The organism is Paenibacillus cymbidii, from assembly GCF_004764705.1.
GTDB classification, from domain to species: Bacteria; Bacillota; Bacilli; order Paenibacillales; family NBRC-103111; genus Paenibacillus_AN; species Paenibacillus_AN cymbidii.
Genome location: NZ_SHLX01000013.1, coordinates 101,874 through 125,927 on the forward strand (window position 1 = coordinate 101,874; position 24,054 = coordinate 125,927).

Annotated in this window: 16 protein-coding genes; all 16 read right to left on the minus strand. The window is 60.2% G+C overall.

Going from position 1 to position 24,054, the window contains the following annotated elements; all coding sequences use genetic code 11:
• Positions 1–7: 7 nt before the first annotated feature.
• Positions 8–1,399, minus strand: coding sequence for an MATE family efflux transporter (locus EXY20_RS18770; RefSeq protein WP_407944929.1), 1,392 nt, complete (start codon positions 1,397–1,399; stop codon positions 8–10).
• A 270-nt stretch (positions 1,400–1,669) separates the two neighbouring features.
• Entirely contained in the window at positions 1,670–2,317 is a 648-nt protein-coding gene (locus EXY20_RS18775) for an AraC family ligand binding domain-containing protein (RefSeq protein ID WP_135553636.1), read from the minus strand.
• A 76-nt stretch (positions 2,318–2,393) separates the two neighbouring features.
• Positions 2,394–3,437 (minus strand): ABC transporter substrate-binding protein, encoded by a 1,044-nt coding sequence (locus tag EXY20_RS18780; protein WP_167859358.1) that lies wholly within the window; start codon positions 3,435–3,437, stop codon positions 2,394–2,396.
• Between the two features lie 967 nt (positions 3,438–4,404).
• Positions 4,405–5,511 (minus strand): eCIS core domain-containing protein, encoded by a 1,107-nt coding sequence (locus EXY20_RS18790; RefSeq protein WP_207671296.1) that lies wholly within the window; start codon positions 5,509–5,511, stop codon positions 4,405–4,407.
• Between the two features lie 191 nt (positions 5,512–5,702).
• On the minus strand, positions 5,703–7,661 hold the full coding sequence (locus EXY20_RS18795) for an FtsX-like permease family protein (RefSeq protein WP_167859359.1): 1,959 nt from the start codon (positions 7,659–7,661) through the stop codon (positions 5,703–5,705).
• The gene (locus EXY20_RS18800; protein WP_135553641.1) at positions 7,633–8,406 is read right to left on the minus strand and encodes an ABC transporter ATP-binding protein; all 774 of its coding nucleotides are present in this window, start codon (positions 8,404–8,406) and stop codon (positions 7,633–7,635) included. Before EXY20_RS18800 ends, EXY20_RS18795 begins: the two co-directional genes overlap by 29 nt.
• A gap of 425 nt (positions 8,407–8,831) precedes the next feature.
• Positions 8,832–9,827, minus strand: a complete 996-nt coding sequence (locus EXY20_RS18805; RefSeq protein WP_135553642.1) for a sensor histidine kinase — start codon at positions 9,825–9,827, stop codon at positions 8,832–8,834.
• Positions 9,824–10,525 (minus strand): response regulator transcription factor, encoded by a 702-nt coding sequence (locus EXY20_RS18810; RefSeq protein WP_135553643.1) that lies wholly within the window; start codon positions 10,523–10,525, stop codon positions 9,824–9,826. Before EXY20_RS18810 ends, EXY20_RS18805 begins: the two co-directional genes overlap by 4 nt.
• A gap of 30 nt (positions 10,526–10,555) precedes the next feature.
• Positions 10,556–10,750 carry a hypothetical protein gene (locus EXY20_RS18815; protein WP_135553644.1) on the minus strand — a complete coding sequence of 65 codons (195 nt, stop codon included), beginning with the start codon at positions 10,748–10,750 and terminating at the stop codon, positions 10,556–10,558.
• The gene (locus EXY20_RS18820; RefSeq protein WP_135553645.1) at positions 10,717–10,953 is read right to left on the minus strand and encodes a hypothetical protein; all 237 of its coding nucleotides are present in this window, start codon (positions 10,951–10,953) and stop codon (positions 10,717–10,719) included. Before EXY20_RS18820 ends, EXY20_RS18815 begins: the two co-directional genes overlap by 34 nt.
• 224 nt (positions 10,954–11,177) lie before the next feature.
• Complete coding sequence (locus EXY20_RS18825) at positions 11,178–14,627, minus strand: pyruvate carboxylase (RefSeq protein ID WP_135553646.1); 3,450 nt, start codon at positions 14,625–14,627, stop codon at positions 11,178–11,180.
• Positions 14,628–14,769: 142 nt separating this feature from the next.
• Positions 14,770–15,609 (minus strand): HAD family hydrolase, encoded by an 840-nt coding sequence (locus EXY20_RS18830; protein ID WP_135553647.1) that lies wholly within the window; start codon positions 15,607–15,609, stop codon positions 14,770–14,772.
• Positions 15,606–17,255, minus strand: a complete 1,650-nt coding sequence (locus tag EXY20_RS18835) for an extracellular solute-binding protein (protein ID WP_135553648.1) — start codon at positions 17,253–17,255, stop codon at positions 15,606–15,608. The genes EXY20_RS18830 and EXY20_RS18835 overlap by 4 nt, the downstream gene beginning before the upstream one ends.
• 133 nt (positions 17,256–17,388) lie before the next feature.
• Positions 17,389–18,270, minus strand: coding sequence for a carbohydrate ABC transporter permease (locus EXY20_RS18840; protein ID WP_135553649.1), 882 nt, complete (start codon positions 18,268–18,270; stop codon positions 17,389–17,391).
• Positions 18,271–18,282: 12 nt separating this feature from the next.
• Positions 18,283–19,278 carry an ABC transporter permease gene (locus EXY20_RS18845; RefSeq protein ID WP_135553650.1) on the minus strand — a complete coding sequence of 332 codons (996 nt, stop codon included), beginning with the start codon at positions 19,276–19,278 and terminating at the stop codon, positions 18,283–18,285.
• 1,525 nt (positions 19,279–20,803) lie between these two features.
• Positions 20,804–23,986, minus strand: a complete 3,183-nt coding sequence (locus EXY20_RS18850) for a lamin tail domain-containing protein (RefSeq protein WP_135553651.1) — start codon at positions 23,984–23,986, stop codon at positions 20,804–20,806.
• Positions 23,987–24,054: the final 68 nt, after the last annotated feature.

The following is a 24,054-nucleotide window of genomic DNA, read 5'->3' on the forward strand; positions in this document are numbered from 1 at the left end:
GGGCGTGTCAGCCGATCAGTCGGTGGGCATACCACTTCTTGCCGCGAATCCGCCAGAGGAAGATGGCGCCGCGCACGCCCCATTCGCAGTTCATCGCCGCCCACACCCCGATGATGCCGAAGCCGAGCGTAATGCCGAACACGTAGCCGAGCACGACGCGGAACAGCCACATGGACAGCATCGACGTGATCGAGGTGAACCGTGCGTCCCCCGCAGCCCGCAGCCCCGCCGGCAAAATAAAGCTGATCGACCACAGCGGCACCTGTGCGATCGCATTAATCACGATCAACCAGAACAGCTCGCGCCGGATCTCGACCGGCGGTTGGAACAAATCCATCAGCGGATACGTCAGCGGCAGCAAAATAAGCGCCATCAGCAGCAGCGATACGGACGACAGAACGACGAAAGCCCGGATGAATTTGCGGGCGTCGGCCACGTCCTGCCGGCCCATGCATTGGCCGACTACGGTGACGATCGTCAGCGACAAGGCGCCGGCCGGAATCTGGTATACCATCGCCAGCGTGTTCCCGATCGCGTTGGCGGCAATCGCGCCGGTTCCGAGGCTGACGATGAACACTTGCGTCAGCATCTTGCCACCGTTGAAAAACATTTGCTCCGCCGCGAACGGCAAGCCGATCGACATGATTTTGCGCAGCATGGACCACGGCACGATGACGAGCTCGCGCAGGCGCAGGCGCATCGTGGCGTCCAGCCGCAGCACGTAATAGAGCGCGCACAACGCCGCCGCGTAGCGGGCAATGTTCATCGCGACGGTCAATCCGAGCACGCCCATATCGAGGACGGTGATGAACAGCACGTTCAGCAGGACGTAAGTCAGGTTCATAATGAGGGAAAGCGCCAGCGATACGCGCGTTTTCCCGATGCCGCGCATCGCGCCGCTCACGGCCTGCACGATGCCGATGCCCAGATAGGAGGCGCAGCTGCCGATGAAATACAGCTTGGCATTCGCGAACACTTCCTCCGACGCGGCGCCGAACAGCAGCTTCAGCATCGGGTTGTGCGCCGCCGTCAGCAGCAGGCCGAGCCCGAGCGCAAGCAGCGAAACGGTTGCCACCGAACCGGCCGACGCCTTGGCGACCATCGCTTCGTTGCCGCTTCCCTTGTACTGGGCGACGATGACGGTGCCTCCGGTAGCTACGGCGACGAACACGTTGATGAGAAACATGTTCAGGGAATCGACCATGCTGACCGCGCTGATGGCCGCCACTCCCGACGAGCTGATCATCGCGGTGTTGAACAGGTTAAGAATAATAATGAATGCCTGATCGATCAGGATCGGCACAAACAAGGCGGCAATTTGCCGGTGATCCATCGATTCGCCGGTCAAATAGTTCGCCAGGAATCCGCGGCCGGGCCATTTGATTCGCACTGGTCTCAAGGGATCACATTCTTTTCGTTCGTAGTGTCGTTGCCGGACAGTAGTCCGGGGCGTGACTGGAAACCCCGAGGGCAGCAAATTGGGCCGAATTTTCGTTCCATGCAAGGAAGTTTTGCGCAGGCTTACCGGGGGTAAGTCAAGCAAAAGTGACGCAGCAGGGGGCGAAAAGGCGGTGCAAGATGCCACTGAGCGGGTTTTCAGACACGCCCAACGTCATTTTACACCACGAACGAACGCTTGGCTATTTGGTGAATGATTCCGACCTTGCGATTAATGAAGATGCGCTTCGTGCAGCGCAACCGTTTCGCGCAGCTGCGCTTCGATCGACAGCGGGTCGCTCGGGTACCACGGCGCCGCGTCGCATATCGCGACCCGGCCGCTTTGTACGGCGGGATAGGCGGCCCAGTAGTGGCTCGCCATCACCCGCCGCAACGTAAGCTGCGTCTCCTCTTCGTCCGACACCAGCAGGATCAGCCGGTCGGCGGCGTAATCCGGCAGCTGGTGCAGCGCGATGATCGTCTTGAACCGGTCCTGCTTCATCCGCAGCTCGCGTTCGACTTGCTCCGGCGGACGCAGCCGCAGCAGATCGTACAGCGGCAATTGAGGCGGAAGCGCAGCCTGTTCCGCTCCATAGCCGGACACGCGCGCGACGTCGAACGCCAGCGCGTACAGCCGCCAGTCGGCGGCTGGCTCCGCTTCGAGCGCCAGCGTTTCCGAGCCGGCCAGCAGCAGGCATTCGCCGCGCTTCATCCCGATGCGACGCATGCCCAGCCGCAGCGTGCCGCTGCCGCGCTCGGCCGCCAGCAGCGCGTACGAGCCGCCGCACTTCCACTCGTCGCCCGGGCGCAACCAATCCAGTGCCTTCGGCGCATAACAATTTTCCGGAAACATGCGCTCCTTCGTTTCCCCGTCGTTCATCACTTCTCCACCCCCGCTCGAACCATGTGCAAAAGAAGCCGCCCGACCGCAGTCGAACCGCTTCTTGCCTGTATCGTTATGGCGCCAGCGCCTTCAGCACGGCGTCGATCGTCAGCTTGTTCGTCGTCGGGCCGCTGCCGAAGAAACTGCCGTCCCGGCTGACCTTGATGACGTGGCCGGCTTTTACGGCCGGATGATCCCGCCATAGCGCATTATCCAGCAGCGGATTTTTGTTCAGATCTTCATTCGGATCGGCAACGATGAAGAAGATGTAGTCCGCGTCCAGCTTGGCAATCGCCTCGGTGGAAAGCGTTTCGTACGACTTGCCCTTGGCTATTTCCGGCGCGGCGAGGCCAAGATCCTCGTACAGCACCGGCGCGCTGTTCCACCAGCCGGTTCCCATCATGCCGAGCGTTTTGCCGGAAAGGTACAGAATCGCTACCTTCTTGCCGCCGACCGTCGCCTGCAGCCGGTTTTTGGCATCCTTCGCCTTCTGCTCGTATTCGGCGATCGCCTTTTCGGCCACGTCCTTCTTGCCGAACAACTCGCCGAATTTCAGCAGCGTCTTTCGCCAGTTGTTCGACCATTTTTCGGTGCTTGTCGCTTCCTCGTTGAAGATGTAGGTCGGCGCGATTTTGCCGAACGTATCGAACATTTCCGGCTTCAGCCAGCCGCTGTTGCTCAGGATGATGAGGTCCGGGTTCAGCGCCAGCACCGGTTCCGGCTTCAAACCGCCGGTGTAGTCGAGCGGCGGTACGTCCGACAGCCATTGCTGCAGGTACGTCTTGACCGCCGTGCCGAGCGCGTATTGCGCCACCGGCTTCATGCCGAGCACGAGCAGCGGGTCCTCGAAGCCGGGCGCGATCAGCCGCTGCGGCTTGAGCGGCAGCTTGACCTCGCGGCCGTAGTCGTCCTTGACGACGGCGACCGACGGAGACGGCGACGCGCTGGCGGCCGGAGACGCGGCGCCGGCGGCCGGGGATGCGGCGCTCGATGCCGGGGATGCCGGCGCGGCGGACGCAGGCGGGGATGCGGTCCTTTCTTTTGTTCCGCAGGCCGACAGGAGCGCCAGCATGAGCATGAGCCCCGCGATCGTAATGGAAGTTGCAAATCGACGCACAGCATTTCCCTCCAAATTGATATTGATTCTTATTATCAATGAAGAGTATACCGCATTCTTCTCCGTTTGGACACAGACGATCGGGCGATTTTCGCCGGACAATCCGGCGGTCGGCTGCCGGACAATCCGACGATCGGTTCGGCACCAAGCGGCGCAAAGCACGGATACCCCAAACAACCCGCCCCGCACATGCCAGCCCGGCTCACTGGCGGCAGCTCCCCCCAAACAACCTTTGCAACCTTGCAAACCACCAGCCTTTCAAACCGCCATCCGTTCAAACCTCCAGCCTTCCAAACCTCTAACCAATCCCCTTCATCAAAAAATAGCGGATGAATCGAGGCTTTCGATTAACTGTTTATCACTTCTGAAATCCGCGAGGCGCACGAAATTATATGCGAAAAATCATCTATATTCTCTGCATCCATCCGTTCTCGCCAATCGATCCACAGTTAATCGACAGCCTCGAATCACAACCTATTAGGCAGACTTGGCCTAATTCATGACAAATCACCATATCATCACCGGCATTGCAGAAATAGGCCATGTTTTATTGGTTATTTCACCAATAATGGCCCTCCACAACAAAATAGCCAGTGAAGTCGCTGGCTATTTCGTAGAAAAGATCGATTTGGCGGCTGGTTGGCCCGAATAGCCAGTGTTTTCACTGGCTATTTTCGACGAAGTGCCGAAAAATGGGCCGATAAGCCATTTTTTAGGGCCTATTTTCCGAGAGAGGTCGCGTCAAGTTCGCCTGGAAACGTTTCTCGCGAAGAAACTGGCCGGCTCGCCACCTACAGGACTGCGATCGGGTTTGTCCCCACCGATGCAGCTTGCCAAAACATGCATGCGGAGCAACCCTCCCGAATAATCCGCTATCGGATCGACACGATCCGATCGCGTTTCTCTCCCCGCAGCCCGTATGCAACGCCGGGAGCGCCGCCGCTCCGGACTGCCGCCGGCTTGCCGCTTACGAGAACCGGTGCGTACCGCTGCTCACGTCCCCGTCGAGATCGACGCGAATAATCGGATGCCCGTCCCAGTTGGTGCCGAGCTGCGTAAACGTGCAGACGTAGTTGCTGCCCAAATCGTGCACGTACGGCGTTTGTTTGGGGGCGCCGGACATTTTATCCGAGCGGTGGATCTTCGACGTGTCGCCATTGGCGATGTCGATCAAATCCTTCAACGCCTTGGGCGTCACGCCCTTGCCGTTCGTATTGACCCACGCCTGCATGCCGCTGTTCGTTTGCAGCGTGCAATTGGCCGGCGGGACGAAATGAGACGCCACCGCAGCAGCCAAATTGTCCTGCACGTCGTAAGCGTTCATGTCGGAGCCGGCGATGAACTGGTCCGCCGCCGTCTGCGTCGCGCCATTAAAGTCGCCCGCCAGCGTCACGTTCGGCAGCCCGAGCGTCGACAACTCCGTGTTAAGCGCGGCGAACGTCGTAATCTTTTTGTTGCCGGTGCCGTTCCACATCAGCTGCGCCGGTCCGCCGGTAGCCGGGCCGGGCGATGCGGCGGCTGCGGAGCGCTCGCCCGGCGCCGAATCGGCAGCGCTCTCCGGCAGCGCGCCGTCATGGCCGGCCGCTTGCGCCTGCGCGCCCATGTCGCTCGCTTCCTGCTCAAGCGTTGCGTCGTCGTTGATCGCCGTGTCGCCCATCTGCATCGACGGCTGCACACGGCCTTGCCGCTGCTGGACGACATGCCACGCTTCGTGCGGCAGGTGCGTCTCCTGCCCCGGCCCGAGGTGGATGTCGTCGCCCTGCGCATAAGCAAGCGCGTCCAGCTTGGCCGGCTCGGGCGAATTGCGGTGCACGTTCACGTCCGACAAATCCATGCCGGATAGATGCTCCAGCCCGGCCTGCAGCTCTTCCGGCATACCGGAGCCGTCCGCGGACGCCGTCGTCGGCGCCGCAGCGCCGGCTAGCGACGTCATCAGCTGCATCGTGCCCCGGTTGCCGAGCTTGCGCTGCATCTCGGCGACGGCCGATTCGGGCGCGCCCCCGCCGGCCTTGCGGCCCGTGGGGGTCGGAGCGGAGCGCGTTGCCCGGTTCGGCCTGCGCGAAGTGGTGTACATCATATCCCTCCCGTCATGATGCGATCGTCTGTTCTCCGCTGAAGGAAGCATCGCTCCCCTTTCGCTCCCCCTAGCTTCGACTTCCGCCGCCCGATTTCCTTCCCTCCCCGCCAAAATATGCCTTCCGGCGCAACCCTCCGGCTCGCAGCGCCCGTTTTCCTGCGTCGAAACTCCCGGCAACGCGCCTGCCGCTACACCATCGCGCGCCCCAGATGGCGCAAGTAGCGGCTGCGCACCGCCAGGAAATACGCCAGCTGCGCCAGCGCGAACAAGCCGATGCCCCGGATCGACGGCGCGAAGGCGTATGCGATCGCATGCTGCGATTGCAGCACATACAGCGCAGCCATGGCCAGGAGCGCCGCGACCAGCACCGGCAGGAAGAACAACACGCCGAGCTGGATGGTGGCGGAGCGCCTCATTTCCCGCAGGCTGAGCCCGATGCGGGACAGACCGTTGTACAGCCGGCGGTCCTGATTCAATTCCGCGTACAGCTTGAAATACAGGAAGCTGACGGAAGAGAGCGAAAAAATCGCGGCTACGAACATCCCGATAAACGTCAACACGTTGGTCGGCCGGGTCATGTCCGCGTACGATGCGGCGCGGGCGTGAAGGAAGCCGCGCGGCTGCACGCCGATCTCGAGTCGCGGCCCCAGCTTGTCCTGCCACTCGACGCTGATCCGGGTTTCGTCGTCATCCATTCGCGGCATGCCTTTGCCCCATCCCGGGACAGAGTAGAACACCGTCTCCTGTCCCCTCCGGCTCTCCCGCTCCGACCGCTTCAGCCGCTCGAATACGGAGTCCGACACGACGAGCACATCGCTCTCGGCAACGTACGGCAGCGCTTCCGGCTCCCACTGCTGAACCACGCGGATCGTTTCCTGCCTTTCGCCCACCGTCAGCCGGTCGATTTGCCGCCGCGCCGCGTCCTTGTCGTTCGTCGAACGCTTCGACACGAGCCGAATCGCCTCCGCATCCCTAAGCGGACCGGACGGCTCCGCCAACAAATAAGGCGCCAGCCGATCGAACGCAGACTTGCCAATGACGGTGGCGAGCTCAAAATCCGCTATCGCATCATATTCGCGAACGACAGGGTGGACGTAGGGAACCGCAACGGACGCAAACGCCACTCCTCGTTCGGCCAGTCCCTGCTCGAATGCGGCGATATCGCCCTTCCAGCCGTCCCCGGGGAAGGCGTCGTAGCGGAAGGCGAAAGGATTTTGCCGATACTCCTTCTTGCCGACTTCCTCCTGGGTGATGACAATGCCCGCCGCCACGCACGCCATCGCCATGACTGCCGTCACCATAAAAAACATCCGCGCATTGTCCTTGATTTTATAGGCCATTTCCGATATCCAGAGCAGGTTGACGCCGCGCCAGAAGAGCGGCCGGTTCCGCTTCAGCAGCCGGATCAGCAGCACGCTGAGCTGGGTGTAGAACAAGTAAGTGCCGATCAGCATGAACCCGATCAGCAGCAGTACGACCGGCAGCTGTTCCAGTTCGTTCGTGCCGAGCAAGTAGAACGCCGCGGCAAAACAAAGGGCCGACAGCGCCCCCAGCCATATGGACACGCGGGGCTCCGGCTTCGGCTTATGCGCGCCCTGCAGCAACTCGAGCGAGCGGCTGCGCCGGATGAACGCCGCCGTAAACAGCGATACGAGCATAAACAGGGCAGCGAACGCCGCCACCGTCAGCAGAGCGGCTTGCCACGACCAGTAAAACGGCAGCGGCTTCATTTCGATCACCTTGGCCCCGTACAGCAGAAACAGCTTGGACAGGACGACACCCGCGGCGATGCCGGAGACGATTGACGCCGCGCCGATCGCCATATTTTCGAGCCAGATGAGCCGGTTGAGCTGGCTGCCCGTCGCGCCGAGCAGCGTCAGCAGGCCCAATTCCTTCGAACGCGCCTTCAGGAAAGCGCTTGTCGAGTACAGCACGAACAGGAACGAGAACAGAAACACGACCGCTTCCGCCGCCTGCATGCCCATGCGCACGCTGGCCCCCAGCAGCTCCTTGTCGAAGTCCGGATGAAACATGAACATCGCGTACATGAAGAAAATCGTCACCGAAAACCCGCTGCTCAGAAAAAAGGCGGCGTACGCCCTGGCATTGCGCTTTACGTTAAGGAACGCGAACCGGCGAAAGCTCATGCGCATTCCCTCCCAGAAACGACAGCATGTCGAGAATCGACTGAAAAAACGTTTGACGGTTGTCGCCGCGATGAAGTTCGTTGTACAATCGGCCGTCCTTGATGAACAGGACGCGGTGGCAGAAGCTGGCCGCCAGCGGATCGTGGGTGACCAGCATCGTGGTCGTGCCGTCGGTTTCGTTCAGCTTCGCCATCAGCTCCATCACGGTGCGGGACGACCGGGAATCGAGCGCTCCCGTCGGCTCGTCGGCGAGCAGCAGCGACGGAGCGTGGATGACCGCCCGGGCAATCGCGGCCCGCTGGCGCTGACCGCCCGACACTTCGTACGTCCGTTTGCGCAAAATATCGGCAATTCCCAGCTTGTCCGCGACCTCCTGCAGCTTCGCTTCCATCTCGCGCAGCTTGACGTTGTCGAGCGTCAGCGGCAGGACGATGTTTTCCGCGATCGTCAGCGTGTCGAGAAGATTGAACTCCTGAAACACGAAGCCGAGGTTCCGGCGGCGAAAGCGGGCAAGCTCGTTTTTGCCCAGCCGAAACGGGTTGTTTCCGCCGATCAGCAGCTCGCCCGCGCTCGGGGCGTCGATCGTGGCCACCATGTTGAGCAGCGTCGTTTTGCCGCTTCCCGACGGCCCCATGATGCCGACGAACTCGCCTTGTTCGATGACGAGGCTGATGTCGGCCAGCGCCCGGGTCAACACCTGGCCTTCGTATACTTTGCTCAGCTTGTGGATACGGAGCATCTCCATCCGCTTTGTTCTCTCCTTCCCGCTTTCGGTTGTTTCTATCGTATCCCATCCGCCGCCCGCGAACCATCGAATCGTCTTACGCGAACCTTACACCGGTGTAAGGCGGCGTTGTCGCTGCGCTTCAAAAAGCCAGGTGCGTCGCTCGGTACCCCCTGTCACCAAATAGCCCATAAAAACTTGCTTATTCGTGCCATTACACTCGTTTAGGGAGAAATAGCCAGTGAAAACACTGGTTATTTCCCTGTAACATTCGGATTTGGAGCGATTTTGCGCGAATAGACCATGTTTTCACTGGCTATTTTTGAGGAAATGGAGGGAAATGAGGAAATAAGCCATTTTTCATTGGCTATTTCGATGATCAAGCTCCATGATTGCAGGGGCCCCGGACGCCAATCGTTTTTTTGTAAGCAAAAAAAAACCGCCCCTCAACAGGAGCGATCTTTCGCTGCAAATACAATACGCACCGTCGTGCCGGCGCCGACTTCCGATTCCAGCTCCACCGCGTGGCCGAGCCGGGCGCAAATTTCGCGCACGAGGTACAGCCCCATACCCGTCGATTCACTGAACTCCCTTCCGCGGCTCCCCGTAAAATAAGGCTCAAACACGCGGCGAATGTCGTGCTTCGGGATGCCGATGCCGTAGTCCCGGACTTGCAGCACCGTCTGCAGCTCCCGTTCGTCCGCCGAAATCTCGACGTTCCGCCCCGAGCCGGACGAGTATTTGACGGCATTCGTGACGAGCTGATCCAGCGCAAACGCCAGCCACTTCTCGTCGGAGTAGACGAGCGCCGTCTCCGCGATCCGCACGTCCGGGTACACCCGGTTGCGGATAAACAGCCGCCGGTTCGCCGTCACCGCCTGCCGGGCGATCCGCAGCAGCGACACGGGCTCCACGACAAAGTCGTGCTCGAACCGGTCGAGCCGGGACGTGTAGAGCACCGTCTCCAACCCTTTCTGCAGCCGTTCGGCCTCCTCCTGGATGCCGAGAAACGGCGGGCCGTCTTCCTCCTGTACCGTCATCTGGATGACCGACAGCGGCGTCTTCATCTGGTGCGCCCATTGGGTGATGAACGTGTCCCGCGCGAGCAGCTTCTCCTCCAGTTGGCCGATTCGTTGCGCATACCCGGCGTATTGTGCGGTCGTCAGCCGGCTCACCGCTTCGGCGAGCGGGGTTGGCCCGAGGTCCGGCGGCGCCGTTTCCTCCGGCGCTTGCGGCTGCGCGGACAACCGGCCATACAGCGCGCGCTGCGATACGAAACGATAGCCAAGATAGCCGGCAAGGATGGAGCCGCTGACGAGAGCGGCGTAGCCGATAATGGCGCCGTCCGTGAACCCGCCAAGCCAGTAGATCAGCGTAACAACCGCCAGCTGCGCCGCATACGCGGCGATCAGCGGGAACTGCTCGCGCACAAACAGCTTCACGACGGCGCCCTCCAGACGACGCGCAGCAGGTAGCCTTGCCCGCGCACCGTCTCCAGCGCTTCTTCGATGTTCAACTCCCGCAGCTTCCGGCGAACGCGCGTCACGTAAACGTTCAGCGTGTTGTCGTCGACGAACCTCTGATCGTCCCACAGCTTCTCCAGCAGGCGCTCCCGGCTGACCACGCGGCCGGCGCGCTGCATCAGCGTTTCCAGCAGCAACGCTTCCTTGTGCCCGAGCTCGGTCCTGTTCCCGTCCAGCGCCGCCTCCAGCCGCTCCGGGTACAACGTCAAGCCGGCAACTTCGACGGTCCGTTCGCCCCGCTTGCCCGAATAATCGCCGTACGATCGGCGGAGATGGCTGCCAATCTTGGCCACGACCACTTCATAATGAAACGGCTTCGTGATGTAATCGTCCGCCCCGTTCTCCAGCGCCATGACCTGGTCCATCTTCCCTTCCCGCGCGGAAATGAACAGGATCGGGCAGTGGGACAACAGCCGGATCTGCCGGCACCAGTAGTAGCCGTCGAACTTCGGCAGGCTGACGTCGAGCAGCACCAGCTCGGGCCGCAGCTGCTGAAACTGCTCCAGCACGCGATCGAAGTCCGCCGCCACGACAGCCGCATACCCGTACCGCTGAAGGTGCGCCTGCAGCAGCCGGCTGATGTTGGGATCGTCTTCGACGATGAAGATCGTGAACAAGGCGAACCTCCTTCCTGGCGTCGGAAGCGCTCAATGCGCTTTGGCCAGCTTGGCGTCCAGCGTCTTCAGCTCATCCAGCAAGGCGGCGCGGCGCGGGTATTTTTCGCCCAGCAGCCGAATCGACTCCCGCGCCTCCGTTTTCGCCCCCGCGTCGAAATAGCTTTGGATCAGCTGGGCCTGATAAAGCTCTTTCAGCTTGCCGTAGTGGCGCTTGCCCCCACGCAAGCCCACTCGGATTCATGGACGCGATAGTACCCTTCCTGCCTCAGCCCGTCCAGGCACAGCTTCTCCGCCGCCTCGTATTGCTTCGCCGCCATGGCGCGCTCGACGGCCATTCGCCGCATTTCCACCGCGTCCAGATGCTCCATGATGTAACGCTCCGCCGCCGCTGCGCCGTCGAGCCGTTCCGTGATGCGGGCGACGATCACATGCGATTCGCCAACGAGTCCGTCATCGTCATCCCGCCATCCACTGAAAATTGGGTCAGCCGCCCGTTTGCTGTTTCCCTGCCTGACGCGCGACCGGGTTCACTGGTATTCTAGCATACTTGTCCGATTCCACAAGCTCGCCTCTCTCCCCGCAGCGACAAAAAAACGCCGCCGACGCGCAGGTTTCCCCGCATCGCCAAGCGGCGCCTAGCGCCCTCCAGCTCCTACTCCAGCTCCAGAAGCAAATCCTTCACTTCGATCGCGTCGCCTTCCTTGACGTGGATCCGTTTGATCCGCGCGTCTTTCGGCGCCTGTACGGTCGTCTCCATCTTCATCGCTTCCGTGACGAACAGATGCTCGCCCTTCTTGACCGAGTCGCCTTCCTCGACCATGATTTTGAGCACCTTGCCCGGCATCGTCGCGCCGACCTGGCTGGCGTTGCCCGGCTGCACCTTGGCCCGCTTCTTGACCGCCACATTCGCCTCCCGGTCGGCGATTGCCACTTCCCGCGGCGTGCCGTTCAGCTCGAAGTACACGATCCGCGTGCCGTCCGACTGGACCGGACCGATCGACAGCAGCTTGACGATCAGCGTTTTCCCTTTTTCGATCTCGATCGTCGTCGTTTCCCCCTGGCGGAGGCCATAGAAGAACGTCGGCGTATCCATGACGGCCACTTCGCTGTACTCTTTCAAATGGGCGTCAAAGTCCAGATACACTTGCGGGTACATGACATAGGAAAGCAAATCCTCCGTACCGAGCTTGCGCCCCAGCTTCTCTTCCAGCTCGGCGCCGAGCTTGGCCCAATCGACCGGCGGCAGCAAGTCGCCCGGCCGGCAGGTGATGCGCTCGCGGTCCTTCAGCACGATGCGCTGCAGCCGCTCCGGGAACCCCTGGTACGGCTGGCCGAGATAACCCTGGAACAGCTGCACGACCGAATCGGGAAAATGAAGCGTCTCCCCCTGCTCGTAAACAGCCTGCTCGTCGAGGTGATTTTGCACCATAAAGAGCGCCATGTCGCCGACGACCTTGGAGGAAGGCGTCACCTTGACGATATCGCCGAACATCCGGTTGACGACCGCGTACATGTCGACGACCTCCTGCCAGCGCTCGCCGAGCCCCACGCCTTGCGCCTGCTGCTGCAGGTTGCTGTATTGCCCGCCCGGCATCTCGTGGTGGTACACGTCGGTGTGGCTGCCCTTCAGCTGGCTTTCGAAGCCATGGTAGTAGCCGCGCACGTCTTCCCAGTAGCGGCCGATCGACTCGAGGCCGTCCCGGTCCAGCTCCGGCGAACGCTCGTCGTACGCCATCGCCGCCGCAAATGCATTAAGGCTCGGCTGCGAAGTCGAACCCGACATCGAGCCGATCGCCGCGTCGACGATATCGACGCCGGCTTCCGCCGCCTTCAGCAGAATCGCCACGCCGTTCCCGCTCGTATCGTGGGTGTGCAGATGCACCGGGATGCGCAGCTCCGCCTTCAGCGCCTTGACCAGTTCGTAAGCCGCATACGGCTTCAGCAGCCCGGCCATATCCTTGATGCCGAGCACATGCGCGCCCGCCGCTTCAAGCTCGAGCGCCAGCTTGACGTAGTAGTCGAGGCTGTATTTGGTCTTCTGCGGATCGAGAATGTCGCCGGTGTAGCAGATCGCCGCTTCGGCGATTTTGCCGCAGCTGCGCACGCTGTCGATTGCGCCCTTCATGCCTTCCACCCAGTTCAGGCTGTCAAAAATCCGGAACACATCGATGCCCGCCGACGCCGACGCGCGAACGAACCGGTCCGTGACATTGTCCGGATAGTTGGAGTAGCCGACGGCGTTCGCGCCGCGCAGCAGCATCTGGAACAGCACGTTCGGCACCTTCTCCCGCAGCTGGCGCAGGCGGTCCCACGGGCTTTCCTTGAGGAAGCGCATGCTCGTGTCGAACGTGGCCCCGCCCCACATTTCCAGCGAAAAGAGCCCGGGAGCCAGCTTCGCCGTCGTTTCGGCGACCTGCAGCAGGTCGTACGTGCGGACGCGCGTCGCCAGCAGCGACTGATGGGCGTCGCGGAACGTCGTGTCCGTGAGCAGCACCCGCGGCTGCTCCAAAATCCACGCGGCGAGGCCTTCCGGGCCGAGCCGGTCAAGCAGCTGCTTCGTGCCGTCCGCGAACGGCATGTCGAACGGCAGCTTCGGCAGGCGCGGCTTCGGCGCGTGCGGCTTTTTCTCTTTCTTCGGCAAACCCGGATAGCCGTTGACGACCGTGTTGCCGATGAACGTCAGCAGCTTCGTCGCCCGGTCGCGCCGCTCGGGGAATTCGAACAGCTCCGTCGCCGTGTCGATAAAAGCAGTCGTATAATTGCCGTCGAGAAACCGCGGGTGATCGATCACGTTTTCGAGGAACGGGATATTCGTTTTGACGCCGCGAATGCGGAATTCCTGAAGCGCGCGGCGCATCTTGGCCGCGGCCTTCTCGAACGTAGTTGCGCTTGAGCAAATTTTGACCAGCAGCGAATCGTAGTGCGGCGTAATCGTCGCCCCGGCGTAGGCGTTGCTCGAATCGAGCCGGATGCCGTAGCCGCCGCCGTCGCGGTAGACGGAAATTTTGCCCGAATCCGGCAGGAAGCCGTTCATCGGGTCCTCCGTCGTAATCCTGCACTGGATCGCGAAGCCGCGCAGCCGGATGTCCTCTTGCTCGCCGATGGCCACTTCCGGATCGGTCAGCTTGTAGCCTTCCGCGATGCGAATCTGCGAATGCACGATGTCGATGTCCGTTACCAGCTCCGTAATCGTATGCTCGACCTGGATGCGCGGATTCACTTCGATGAAATAAAACTGGCCGTCCGGCGTCACCAAATATTCGACCGTGCCGGCGTTGATATAGTCGGCATGCTTCATCAGCCGGATGGCCGACTGGCAGATTGCCTCCCGCAGCTCGCCGCTCAGCGATACGCCGGGGGCCACTTCGACGATTTTCTGGTGCCGGCGCTGGATCGAGCAGTCGCGCTCGAACAGGTGCACCGTGTTGCCGTGGCGGTCGGCGATAATTTGCACCTCGATGTGCTTCGGGTTGTCGATATATTTTTCGATGTAGACCTGAGAATTGCCGAACGCCTTCTGCGCTTCCGAACGCGCCCGGTTGAACGCTTCCTTCAGCTCGTCCTGCTCGCGCACGATCCGCATACCCCGCCCGCCGCCGCCGGACGCCGCCTTGATGATGACCGGATAGCCGTGCTCCTTGGCGAACTTCATCGCGTCCTGCAGCTCTTCGATCGGCTCCTGTGTGCCCGGCACGACCGGCACATTCGCTTCGATCGCCGTTTTGCGCGCTTCCATCTTGTCGCCGAACATGCGCAGCTGGGCCGGTCGCGGGCCGATGAAGGCGATCCCCGCTTCTTCGCACCGCCGGGCGAACGTTTCGTTCTCGGCGAGGAAGCCGTAGCCCGGATGAATCGCATCGACCTGGTTGCGCACGGCGATTTCGATAATGCCTTCGATGTCGAGGTACGCTTCGATCGGGCCTTTGCCTTCGCCGACCAAATACGACTCGTCCGCCTTGTAGCGGTGCAGCGACAAGCTGTCCTCGTCGGAATAAATCGCCACCGTACGTTTGTTCAGCTCCGTGCAGGCGCGGAAAATACGCGTGGCGATTTCGCCGCGGTTGGCGACCAATATTTTACGAAATTCGGAAATGGTTGTCATATATTCACTCCTATTCAAGGTGAATAGCCTTAAATAGTATATAATATATATTTAATGTTGTACATTATTTAGTGGAGACAAAAAATCGGCAGCCCGGGACATTCCGCCCCCGCTGCCGATATCATTACGAGCTTCATACGCGCTATCGCGACCCGGCCCCGGCTCCGGTCGTCGGGTCGTGCGCCGGCAAACGGTCCCAGCCGTTCGCCTCCGCCAGCTGCCGGAACGCGTCGATGACGCCGTCCGAGCAGGCCGCTTCGCCGACGAAGCCGCCAGTCGCGCGAACGCGCTCTTTTACCTCTTCGTGGGCGTTGGCCGGACCAATCGCGTGCGTCGCCACATCCGCCGCCATCATGCTCAAATCCATTCGTTCGTCGCCCGCGACGACGATCTCGTCCGGCGCCAAGCCGAGCAGCCGCGCCATCTCGCGCACCGCCGTGCCTTTGCGCAGAAACGCCGGATGGGCATAAAACCGACGCTCCTCCGCGATCGTTTCGATCCGCAGCTCCGGGCGGCGCAGCGCCTGCTCCTCCATAAACGCAAGCAGCCGCTCCGCATCCCGATCCAAGGCGGTCATCGCGTACCAGTAGCCGTTGAAGCTCATCGCCGCCGGGTCGAACCGGCTTGCCGTTTCGCGCATTAGCGGATACAGCTCGGCTTGCACCGCTACGGCCAGCCGCCGCTCCATTTCGCCCGTGTACGGCTGCACCTTGACCAGCGTCCCGTCAAGCGGCCGGGTCAGGTACAGGCCGGAACCGCCGACCACATAGGTCGGCGGCGTTTGCACCGTGCTGGCGTGCAGCAAGTTCAGCTGCGGCGGCAGCTCCCACGTCGTGCAGGTCGCCCAGCCGCATCCCCGCCCGGCCAGCTGGTCGAGGAAAGCCGCGAAGCGGTCGGGGAACCGCGCATAGGGCCGATAGCCGCCGCCGAGCGCCGTGCCGTCCAGATCGGTGACGAACAGCTTGGGGAACGGGCGCGTCATTTTTTGTACCGCTCGTAGGCGGCTTCGTAAATTTTCATATAACGGTCCAGCCCCATCTTCTTCAGCGTCGCCACATAGTTGTCGAATTCGCTGAACGGCGCCGTGCCTTTGACGAACTTCGCCATCATTTCATCGACATAAGTGCCGAGATCCGTTTCCAGCGCCTTGAACTCCGTCATTTCCGTCGTCGAGTACGTGAACTCGGGCCACAGCTCTTTCGGGAAAGTCGGCTTGATCAGCTCGGACACGCGCATGTTTTCCGGATCGCTTTCGGAACTGATGATGTATTTCGGATTGTCCATGCCCGGGTACCAGCCGCCGGCCCAGGTGACGTGTTTGCCGAGCTGGCTCGAGTCCTTCTTGAGCGCGTCGACGTAGTCGAACTTGCCGTCTTTTTCCGTGTAGCTGACGTCCTTGACGCCGAGGCGGAACAGCTTGCTGCCTTCGTCGCTGTAGAAGTAGTCGACCCAACGCACCGTTTCCGCCGGGTACTTGTTCGCTTTCGTAATCGCCATGCCGCCGGTCAGCACCATAAACGAGCGGGCGCGCGAGAACAGCTTGTCGCCGTGCGGTCCGGCCAGCGTCGCCACGCCTTTCATCCCGGTAATGTTCGGGTACGTCATGTTCGGGTTCGTGTACAACGAGCTGCCGACGGCGCCGGGCACGTACGCGGCCGTTACATCGTTAAGCGTTACGGTGAAGATGTCCTTGTAGAACAGTCCTTCCGTATACAGCTTGTTCAAATATTGCAGCACTTCCTTGTATTTCGGATCGGCCGGAATATACCGCAGCTTGTTCGTTGCCGGGTCGACGTCCACCCGCGGGTGCGTGTTGCCGCGCGTGCCGAGTCCCCAGGCGCCTTTCAGATGGTCGTACAGCATCGTAATGCCGCTGGCAAGGAACGGGATTTCGTCGGCTTTGCCGTTTTTGTTCGGGTCCTGCGTTTTGACCGCCTTCAAGTAGTTGTAATACTCTTCGGTCGTCGTCGGCATCTTCATGCCAAGCGCGTCGAGGAAGCTTTGGTTGACCCACAGCTGCGAGCCGATGATGCTCGACGTATGCTCCGGATCAAGCAGCGTCGGGAACGAATAGATGTTGCCGTCGGGCATCGTCAGCCCTTTTTTCACCTCGGGGTACTTGTCGAGAATTTTTTTCAGGTTCGGGGCGTACTTGTCGATCAAGTCGTTCAGCTTGATGAAAATGCCCTGCCCGCCGTAATTCGCCACGTCGACAGACGACAGCCGGGCGGTGTGGAACGCATCCGGCAAACTGCCGCCGGCCAGCGCCAGATTGCGCTTCTCGACGAGCGCGTCGACCGGGACGAGCTGGAAGTCGACGTCGACGTTCGTCATTTTTTTGTACTCTTTCCAGACGGTCGTGTCGTTCCAGTTGCCCAGGTTCGAATTCGACTTGCTGCCAAAAAAAGTGAGCTTGATCGGCTCCTTCACAATCGGGAAGCCGGTCGCGTTCAGGTTGGTTGCCGGCTCGTCCTTTTTGCCCGCCGTCGGCGACGCGGATGCGGATGCGGGCGAGGACGAAGACGCCGGGGACGCGCCGCCGCTTTCCTTGTTGCCGCTGCACGCAACGAGCAACGACATTGCCACTGCGGTCGCCAGACCGCCGTAAACCACTTTCCTCTTGTTCATTCTGATTCGGACCTCCTGTTTATATCGCTATTGAAAACCTCCTGCGCTGCCGCCCCGCGGACAGGCGGGCTGCTCTGCAGGAAGGTTTTAACGCCGGATGCAAGTGCAAGCAAGCCAAGCCGTCAAGCCGGGGTCAGCCTTTGATCGCGCCGACCAGCATGCCTTTGGTGAAATACTTCTGCAGGAACGGGTACAGCATCAGAATCGGCAGATTGGCGATGATGACGGCGGCGTATTTGGCCGTTTCCGCTTTCATCATCTGGGCGACCAGATCCTTGTTCAAATAAGAGATCGAGTCGGTCATCGTATCCTGGACGAGCATCTCGCGCAGAAACAGCTGCAGCGGGAATTTGTGCCGGTCGTTCAAATAAATCAGCGCGCTGAAGTAGGAATTCCAATGCCCCACACTGTAGAAAAGAATCATCACCGCAATAATCGGCATCGACAGCGGCAGAACAATCCGCATCAGCATGCGCAGCTCCGAGCAGCCGTCGATTTCGGCCGACTCGAGAATTTCCCCCGGGATGCTTGCCTGGAAGAACGTGCGCATAATAATGATGTTCCACATCGACACCGCGCCCGGCACGATCATCGCCCACATCGTGTTGAGCATGCCGAGGCTTTTGATCAACAGGTAAGTCGGGATGAGCCCCCCGCTGAAAAACATCGTAAACACCAGAAACACCGTCACCATATTGCGACCCCACAGCTGCTTGCGGGACAGCGGATAGGCGGCGCAAACCGTCATGGCGACATTCAGCGCCGTGCCGAGCGCGGTGTACAGCAGCGTATTGCCGTAGCCGACCAGCACCTCGTTGTTCGTCAGCACCTTCGTGTAGCCGCCCCAGTGAAAGCCGCGAGGCCACAGCCATACCTCCCCCCGCAAAATGGCGTTGGCATCGCTGACCGAAGCGGCGACGATAAACACAAGCGGATACAGCACCAGCAGAACGATCAGCGCCAGGACGGCGTAGACGAACAGGCCGAACAGGCGATCGCCGGAAGACGTTGACATGCGGGATTCCTCCTACCACAGGCTCGTTTCGTTCATCCGCTTGGCCAGCTGATTGACGATGATGAGCAGAATGAAATTGGCGACGGCGTTGAACAGCCCGATCGCGGCGGAATAACTGAATTGCGAGCCGATGATGCCGGTTTTGTACACGTAGGTCGAAATGACTTCCGACGCCTCGATATTGACCGTGTTCTGCATCAGGAACACCTTCTCGAAGCCGACGCCCATGATCGTCCCCGTGTTCAAGATCAGCAGCACGACAATCGTCGGCATGATGCAGGGCAGATTGATGTGCACAATACGCTGCAGGCGGCTGGCGCCGTCCACCCGGGCGGCCTCGTGCAGCTGGGGGTCGACCGAGGACAAGGCGGCCAAATAAATGATCGAGCTCCAGCCCATTTGCTGCCAGACGCCGGAAAACACATACACCGTTTTGAACCAGGAAGGATCAGTCATGAAGGAGACGGGCTTCGCGCCGAACAGGCCGAGCACCTGATTGACCATTCCTCCGTACGGCGAAAGGAACAGGAACAAAATCCCGACCAGCACAACCGTGGACAGGAAATGCGGCGCGTACGTGACCGTTTGCACGAACCGTTTGAACCCTTGGTGGCGCACTTCGTTGAGGAACAGGGCGAGCACGATCGGGATCGGAAACGACACGGCCAGCTCGTACAGGCTGATGCCGATCGTATTGCGCAGCAGCCGCCACAAGTAGTAGCTGTTGAAGAAGCGTTCGAAATGGGCGAAGCCGATCCAATCGCTGCCGGCGATGCCTTTGACGGCGAGGAAATTTTTGAATGCGATTTGCACGCCGTACATCGGGATATAGTGAAAAATCACGTAGTAGGCGATCACCGGCGCCAGCAGCAGGTACAGCTGCCAGTATTTGCGGATTCGTTTGCTTGCCCGGGAGGAACGCCGCTGATGCTGGCGCTGGCGCTGGTGCCGGGCGTGCTGGTCGGACGAGGCGGGGCCGGTTCCCGAGTGACGGACGGAATGCTCCATGAATGCGATCGACCCTTTCGTAGTGGATAGGTCCAGTATACGAAGCGGGCGGATCCGGCACATTCCACAAATTAAAGCACCGGCATGGAATAATTTTAGTAGTTTTGTTGTGCTGCTTTGCTGCAGCCGCCTGAGCACCACCACTCCCCTTCCGCTACTCCGGCGCTTCTGCTCCGCATCCCTCGCTTCCGCTACTCTGCTACACTTGCTCCGTATCCCTCCCCCTCCGCTACTTTGCTGCACCTGCTCCATATCTCTCCCCTTCCGCTACTCTGCTACACTTGCTCCGTATCCCTCCCCTTCCGCTACTTTGCTGCACCTGCTCCGCATCCCCTCCCGCTACTCTGCCACACTTGCTCCGATCACTCCCCTTCCGCTACTCCGGCGCTTCTGATCTTGAACGTGCGATGAGGGCGATATTTCGCGAGAACCCGGTTTCTGAGCCTTGTGCATATATCGTATGGCGGGAGACAATCCAAAAATGCGACGAAGTATCGGCAGCAGCACACTCGTGCATGATTTCACAATGTCAATGTTCAAAATAACCGCTCTTGCTCCGACCATCCGCAGCCAGCCCCGGTTATCCCGACAGCCCAGCAGTCTTAGCGGGAAAACCTCCTGTTATTTTTTCGTTTTTTACGGAAAAATGAGAAATAGCGGGAAAACCTCCTGCTAATTTCTTGCCAAATCCCGATTTTCGGGTAAATGGCGAAAATTAACGTGAGGTTTTCCTGTTATTTTGGTAAAATGACGTTTTTTTCTAGAAATAACAGGAGGTTTTCCCGTTAATCGTAAACCCTAACTGACCATCGTGTAGAGAACGCCCGTGAGGGAGCTTTATGTCTGGAGTAAGGTGCTGCATATAGGCACATCGATCAGAAAACGGGTGCCGGCGATATATAGTGAGCATGGAGAGCGGCGCAATGGGGCAGATGCAAGAACGGTGAGGGCGGCGGACGACAGTCGGAAGGTAGCAAGCTTCTGAGCGATGTGCATATATGCACATCGTTCAGAAAATGGGCACCTGCGATATATAGCGAGTTTGGGGAGCGGCGCAATGGGGCGATGGGGCAGAGGCGCGAATGGCGAGGACGGCGGTCAGCGGTCGGGCGAGAGCTCCTTCTGAGCGACGTGCATATAGGCACATCGCTCAGAAAATGAGCGTCGGCGATATGCAGGCCGCCCCCGATCCGTTTGACAAAAGGAAAAATAGGCCATGAAAAGTGGCTTATTTGCTTCTTTTCGGCGATCTCATCGAAAATAGCCAGTGAAAACACTGGCTATTTGGGCCAAGTAGCGCCAATCCGGGCAGATTGACACGAATAGCCAGTGAAATCACTGGCTATTTCGGAGTCAAGGCCAATTTCTGGCGAAATAGGCCATAAAAGGTGGCCTATTCCGCCACCAGCCACCTGTTCCGCGTTAACCTGACGACATTGGCCGCCCTTCTCGCTCCATCCGCCCGCTCATCCACCCGCCTGCAGCCCCGCCGAATCCGGCGGAGCTGCGCTTTTGCCAACCTGCCTTACGGCGCGATCTGATCGCTCGTCACCGTGCCCGGCGTCGGGGTATTCCCTTTGCTCATCTCCTGCAAATAATACGACCCGTTCACCGGATATTTGAACTTCAGCGCCTTGCCGTCGACGGAAGGATCGGCGCCGTGCGTGCCGACCGGCCCGTTCACTTCGCGCGTATCCGTTCCGTTGTTGTACCGCGCCTGCAGGATGCTGACGCCATCCGAGTCGCGCACCAGCTCGATGCGCGCCATGCCGTTGAATCGCAGCGGATTGTCTGCCCGCGCCACGCTCGTCTGGTACAGCTCGAGCACGTCGCTCGACGTCAGGCTCGTGCCATAGGCGGTGTTGAATTGGGCCAACGTCTTCGTGCTGCCCGTCTTTTTGAACCAGATTACCTTGGCGCTCTTGGCCGGAATGTAGAAGTTCGTCGTAATGTCGACCGGCGTTTCATACGTATCCTTCAGCTTGTAATCCTTCAAATTGACGGTGTTCTTGGAGTTGTTGTACACCTCGACGAAATCGTAATCCTCGTCAATATAATCGCCATGGCCGGAGCCGTCGTCGACGCCGGTGTTGCCTGGCGAGTTGGCGACGATTTCGGTGATGTATATTTCCGGCAGGTGGATGCCGCCGGTAACTCCCTTTACGACCCCGCCGACCGTTGCCGTCACGCGGACGAGAATCGTATACGTGCCCGCGCCGCCGGTCGGCGCCCAGGTCGAAGACGCGGTCTGCGTCGCCCCGGCCCCGATCGAAGAAAGCGTCACTTCGCCCAGCTTGTTCGCCGCCGCGTAGTTGTCGGTAGACGTCGTAAAATCATCCTTGTAAAACTCCACCTTCACGTTCGACAGTGTGCTGCCGGTCGTGTTCTTCACGCCTGCGTTGATTTGCACCGGCACGCCCGCGGTCGCCGTCGACTGCGTGCTCATCGTCAGTTCCAGCCCCGACGAATCTTCGATCCAGATCGGCGCGGATACCGCCCAATCGCCGTCCGTTTGCTCCACCTTGGCAAAATAATACTTGTACGTAGGCGCAATCGAAGTCGTATAGTGAGCGATGCGCGAGCTGTAAGTCTGGGAACCGATCACCTGACCGCCCGGGCCGTAAAGCGTAATTTTCGAAATCGTATCGTTGGTCGGGTTGGAAGCCATCACCGATACGTTAAGCGTCGACCCGGGATTGCTCAGCCGCGAGCCCATCGGTTTGCCGTTGATTTCGAAATTCAGCTTGAAGTCGCGGTCGCCGAACGTGGCGTACGTGCGCCGCTCGCGAATGGCGTCCATGATTCCCTCGCGCGTGTTCTCCTTCGCCAGCACGATCGTGCGGTCGTTGTTCTGCATCCACGTTTCGTTGTGAATGTCGCTGTTCAGCGTCGGCGATACATGCCAGCCTTTATCCAGCGCGCGGAAATACTTGTCGAAATGCTCCAGCATCAGCGAGCCGGCCTGCAGCTCGTAAAGCGCAACCTGATCGTCCGCCGCCTGGTTATAATAATCGAAGTCCTCAAAGTCGCCCCAATACCCGCTCGGATGGTTCATCTGCATAACCGCTTCCGGGTATTCCGCCATGTCGTCCCACAGGTCGTGCATGTTGTACTGCTCGCCGCCGATCGTGTCGTACCGGTCGACGATCCACGGCACGTTGAACACGTTGGCGTGGCCCCAAATGCCGGACTCCGTATTGTACGTCATCTCGAAGCCGGCGAAGGCGGAAAACTGGTACGGCACCGTCGCGTAATCGGCCTGGTATTTGTTGTCCGCCCACTCGCCGTTCGCGACGTTCGGGTCGCCCCCGTCCATCCGCTCCGAATGGTCGCTCAAGCCGTAAAAATCGCCGTCCTGCGCCTTGGCCGCCAGGTAAGCGTTGGCCGGCGTGTTCGTCGCCGCAGTCGAACCTTCGTGCGAATGCTTCGTGTGGTTGTGCAGCTGGCCGTTATAGTATTCGTACGGGATGCCCGGCGTCGGATATTGGCCGCTGGCCAGTTTGCGCATGCTTTTCGTGCCGTCGACCGGATAGCCGTACATGACGCTGGTGTCCGAAGCCGTATCGATCGTCGTGCTGCCCGGGCTCGCCGTACCGTCGTTGTACGTCGCGTCGACGATAACGGTACCCCCGTCAGTGCGCAGCTCGATTTTTTTCTGCCCGCCGTTGCCCATGCCCTGCGTCTGCGTTACGGTCTGCTCGTAAACCTTGGACGAAGTCAGATACGTGCTGGCGAGGTCAAAATGGTCGGCGAACTGCGCCAGCGTGTACGCCGGACCGGTGCTTTGCGTGCCCCGCGTCCAGACGACCATGTAGCCGCGGGCGGGAATGCTTTTGCTGGCGGTCAGGTTGTAGTCGTAGTAATTGGCCAAATTGGCGTAGTCCCAATAATACCGGATCGTATAGGCCGACAAATCGATCGCCGCGTCGGTATTGTTGTACAGCTCGATGAACTCGAACGCCTCCAGGTCGTCGACCGGACTTGACGAGTTGACCATCAACTCGGTGATCCACAGGTTCGGCGGCGTCGGCACCGTGCCCGGCGTCGGCTTCTGGTTGACGGCGACTTTGCGCATCGTGATGTTGCCGTCGACGAGGTAGTCGGGAAACTCGTATACGACGGAGCTGTTTTCCACGAGTGCATCTTCGTCAAGCGTGGTGCTGGTCGCGATGCGATCGTTGTATTTGGCGATGCTGACTTCGGTCCCGGCGTCCGTCGCCACGATCAGCTTCTTGAACCCGGTGTTGCCGAGCCCGCCGTTCGCGCCGAGATCGAGTGTGTACAAGGTCGAGGAGGTGAAGCTCGTGCCGTAATGGCTGTTGAAATTGGCCAGCGTTTTGCCTTGGGCGTACGTGTTCTTGATCCAGACGACCCGCACCGCGCCGGCAGCTAGCGTCTGGCTCGTCGTCAAATCCCAGGTCACGGACGCCGTCGGCGTGTACCAGAAAATAAACTTGTAGCCGGCAAGATCGATGCTGCCGCCCGTATTGTTGCGCAGCTCGACGTATTCGTAGGAATCCGTGATCGAGCCGGAATCGCCGTTCGAGTTGGCGAGTATTTCCGTTACCGTCAGCGCGGGCACGGTCGAGCTGGCATAAGCGCGGCCCGGCCCCGCTGCGCCGGGAAAACCGAAACCGGACAGCAGCAGCACGGCGGCCGCCAGCAGGGTGAACGCTTGTCTGGCGAATCGCGCAAGTCGTTTCGACATGAAGAATCGCTCCTTTTTCCAACGTTTGGTGTTCCTGTGCCTCCACAAATTGAAACCGCTTTCACAAA

Excerpts from the sequence above, each read along its gene's own strand:
- EXY20_RS18775 (WP_135553636.1), bottom strand. The coding sequence starts at position 2,317 with ATGAACGACGGGGAAACGAAGGAGCGCATGTTTCCGGAAAATTGTTAT.
- EXY20_RS18790 (WP_207671296.1), bottom strand. The coding sequence starts at position 5,511 with ATGTACACCACTTCGCGCAGGCCGAACCGGGCAACGCGCTCCGCTCCG.
- EXY20_RS18795 (WP_167859359.1), bottom strand. The coding sequence starts at position 7,661 with ATGAGCTTTCGCCGGTTCGCGTTCCTTAACGTAAAGCGCAATGCCAGG.
- EXY20_RS18800 (WP_135553641.1), bottom strand. The coding sequence starts at position 8,406 with ATGGAGATGCTCCGTATCCACAAGCTGAGCAAAGTATACGAAGGCCAG.
- EXY20_RS18825 (WP_135553646.1), bottom strand. The coding sequence starts at position 14,627 with ATGACAACCATTTCCGAATTTCGTAAAATATTGGTCGCCAACCGCGGC.
- EXY20_RS18830 (WP_135553647.1), bottom strand. The coding sequence starts at position 15,609 with ATGACGCGCCCGTTCCCCAAGCTGTTCGTCACCGATCTGGACGGCACG.
- EXY20_RS18835 (WP_135553648.1), bottom strand. The coding sequence starts at position 17,255 with ATGAACAAGAGGAAAGTGGTTTACGGCGGTCTGGCGACCGCAGTGGCA.
- EXY20_RS18840 (WP_135553649.1), bottom strand. The coding sequence starts at position 18,270 with ATGTCAACGTCTTCCGGCGATCGCCTGTTCGGCCTGTTCGTCTACGCC.
- EXY20_RS18845 (WP_135553650.1), bottom strand. The coding sequence starts at position 19,278 with ATGGAGCATTCCGTCCGTCACTCGGGAACCGGCCCCGCCTCGTCCGAC.
- EXY20_RS18850 (WP_135553651.1), bottom strand. The coding sequence starts at position 23,986 with ATGTCGAAACGACTTGCGCGATTCGCCAGACAAGCGTTCACCCTGCTG.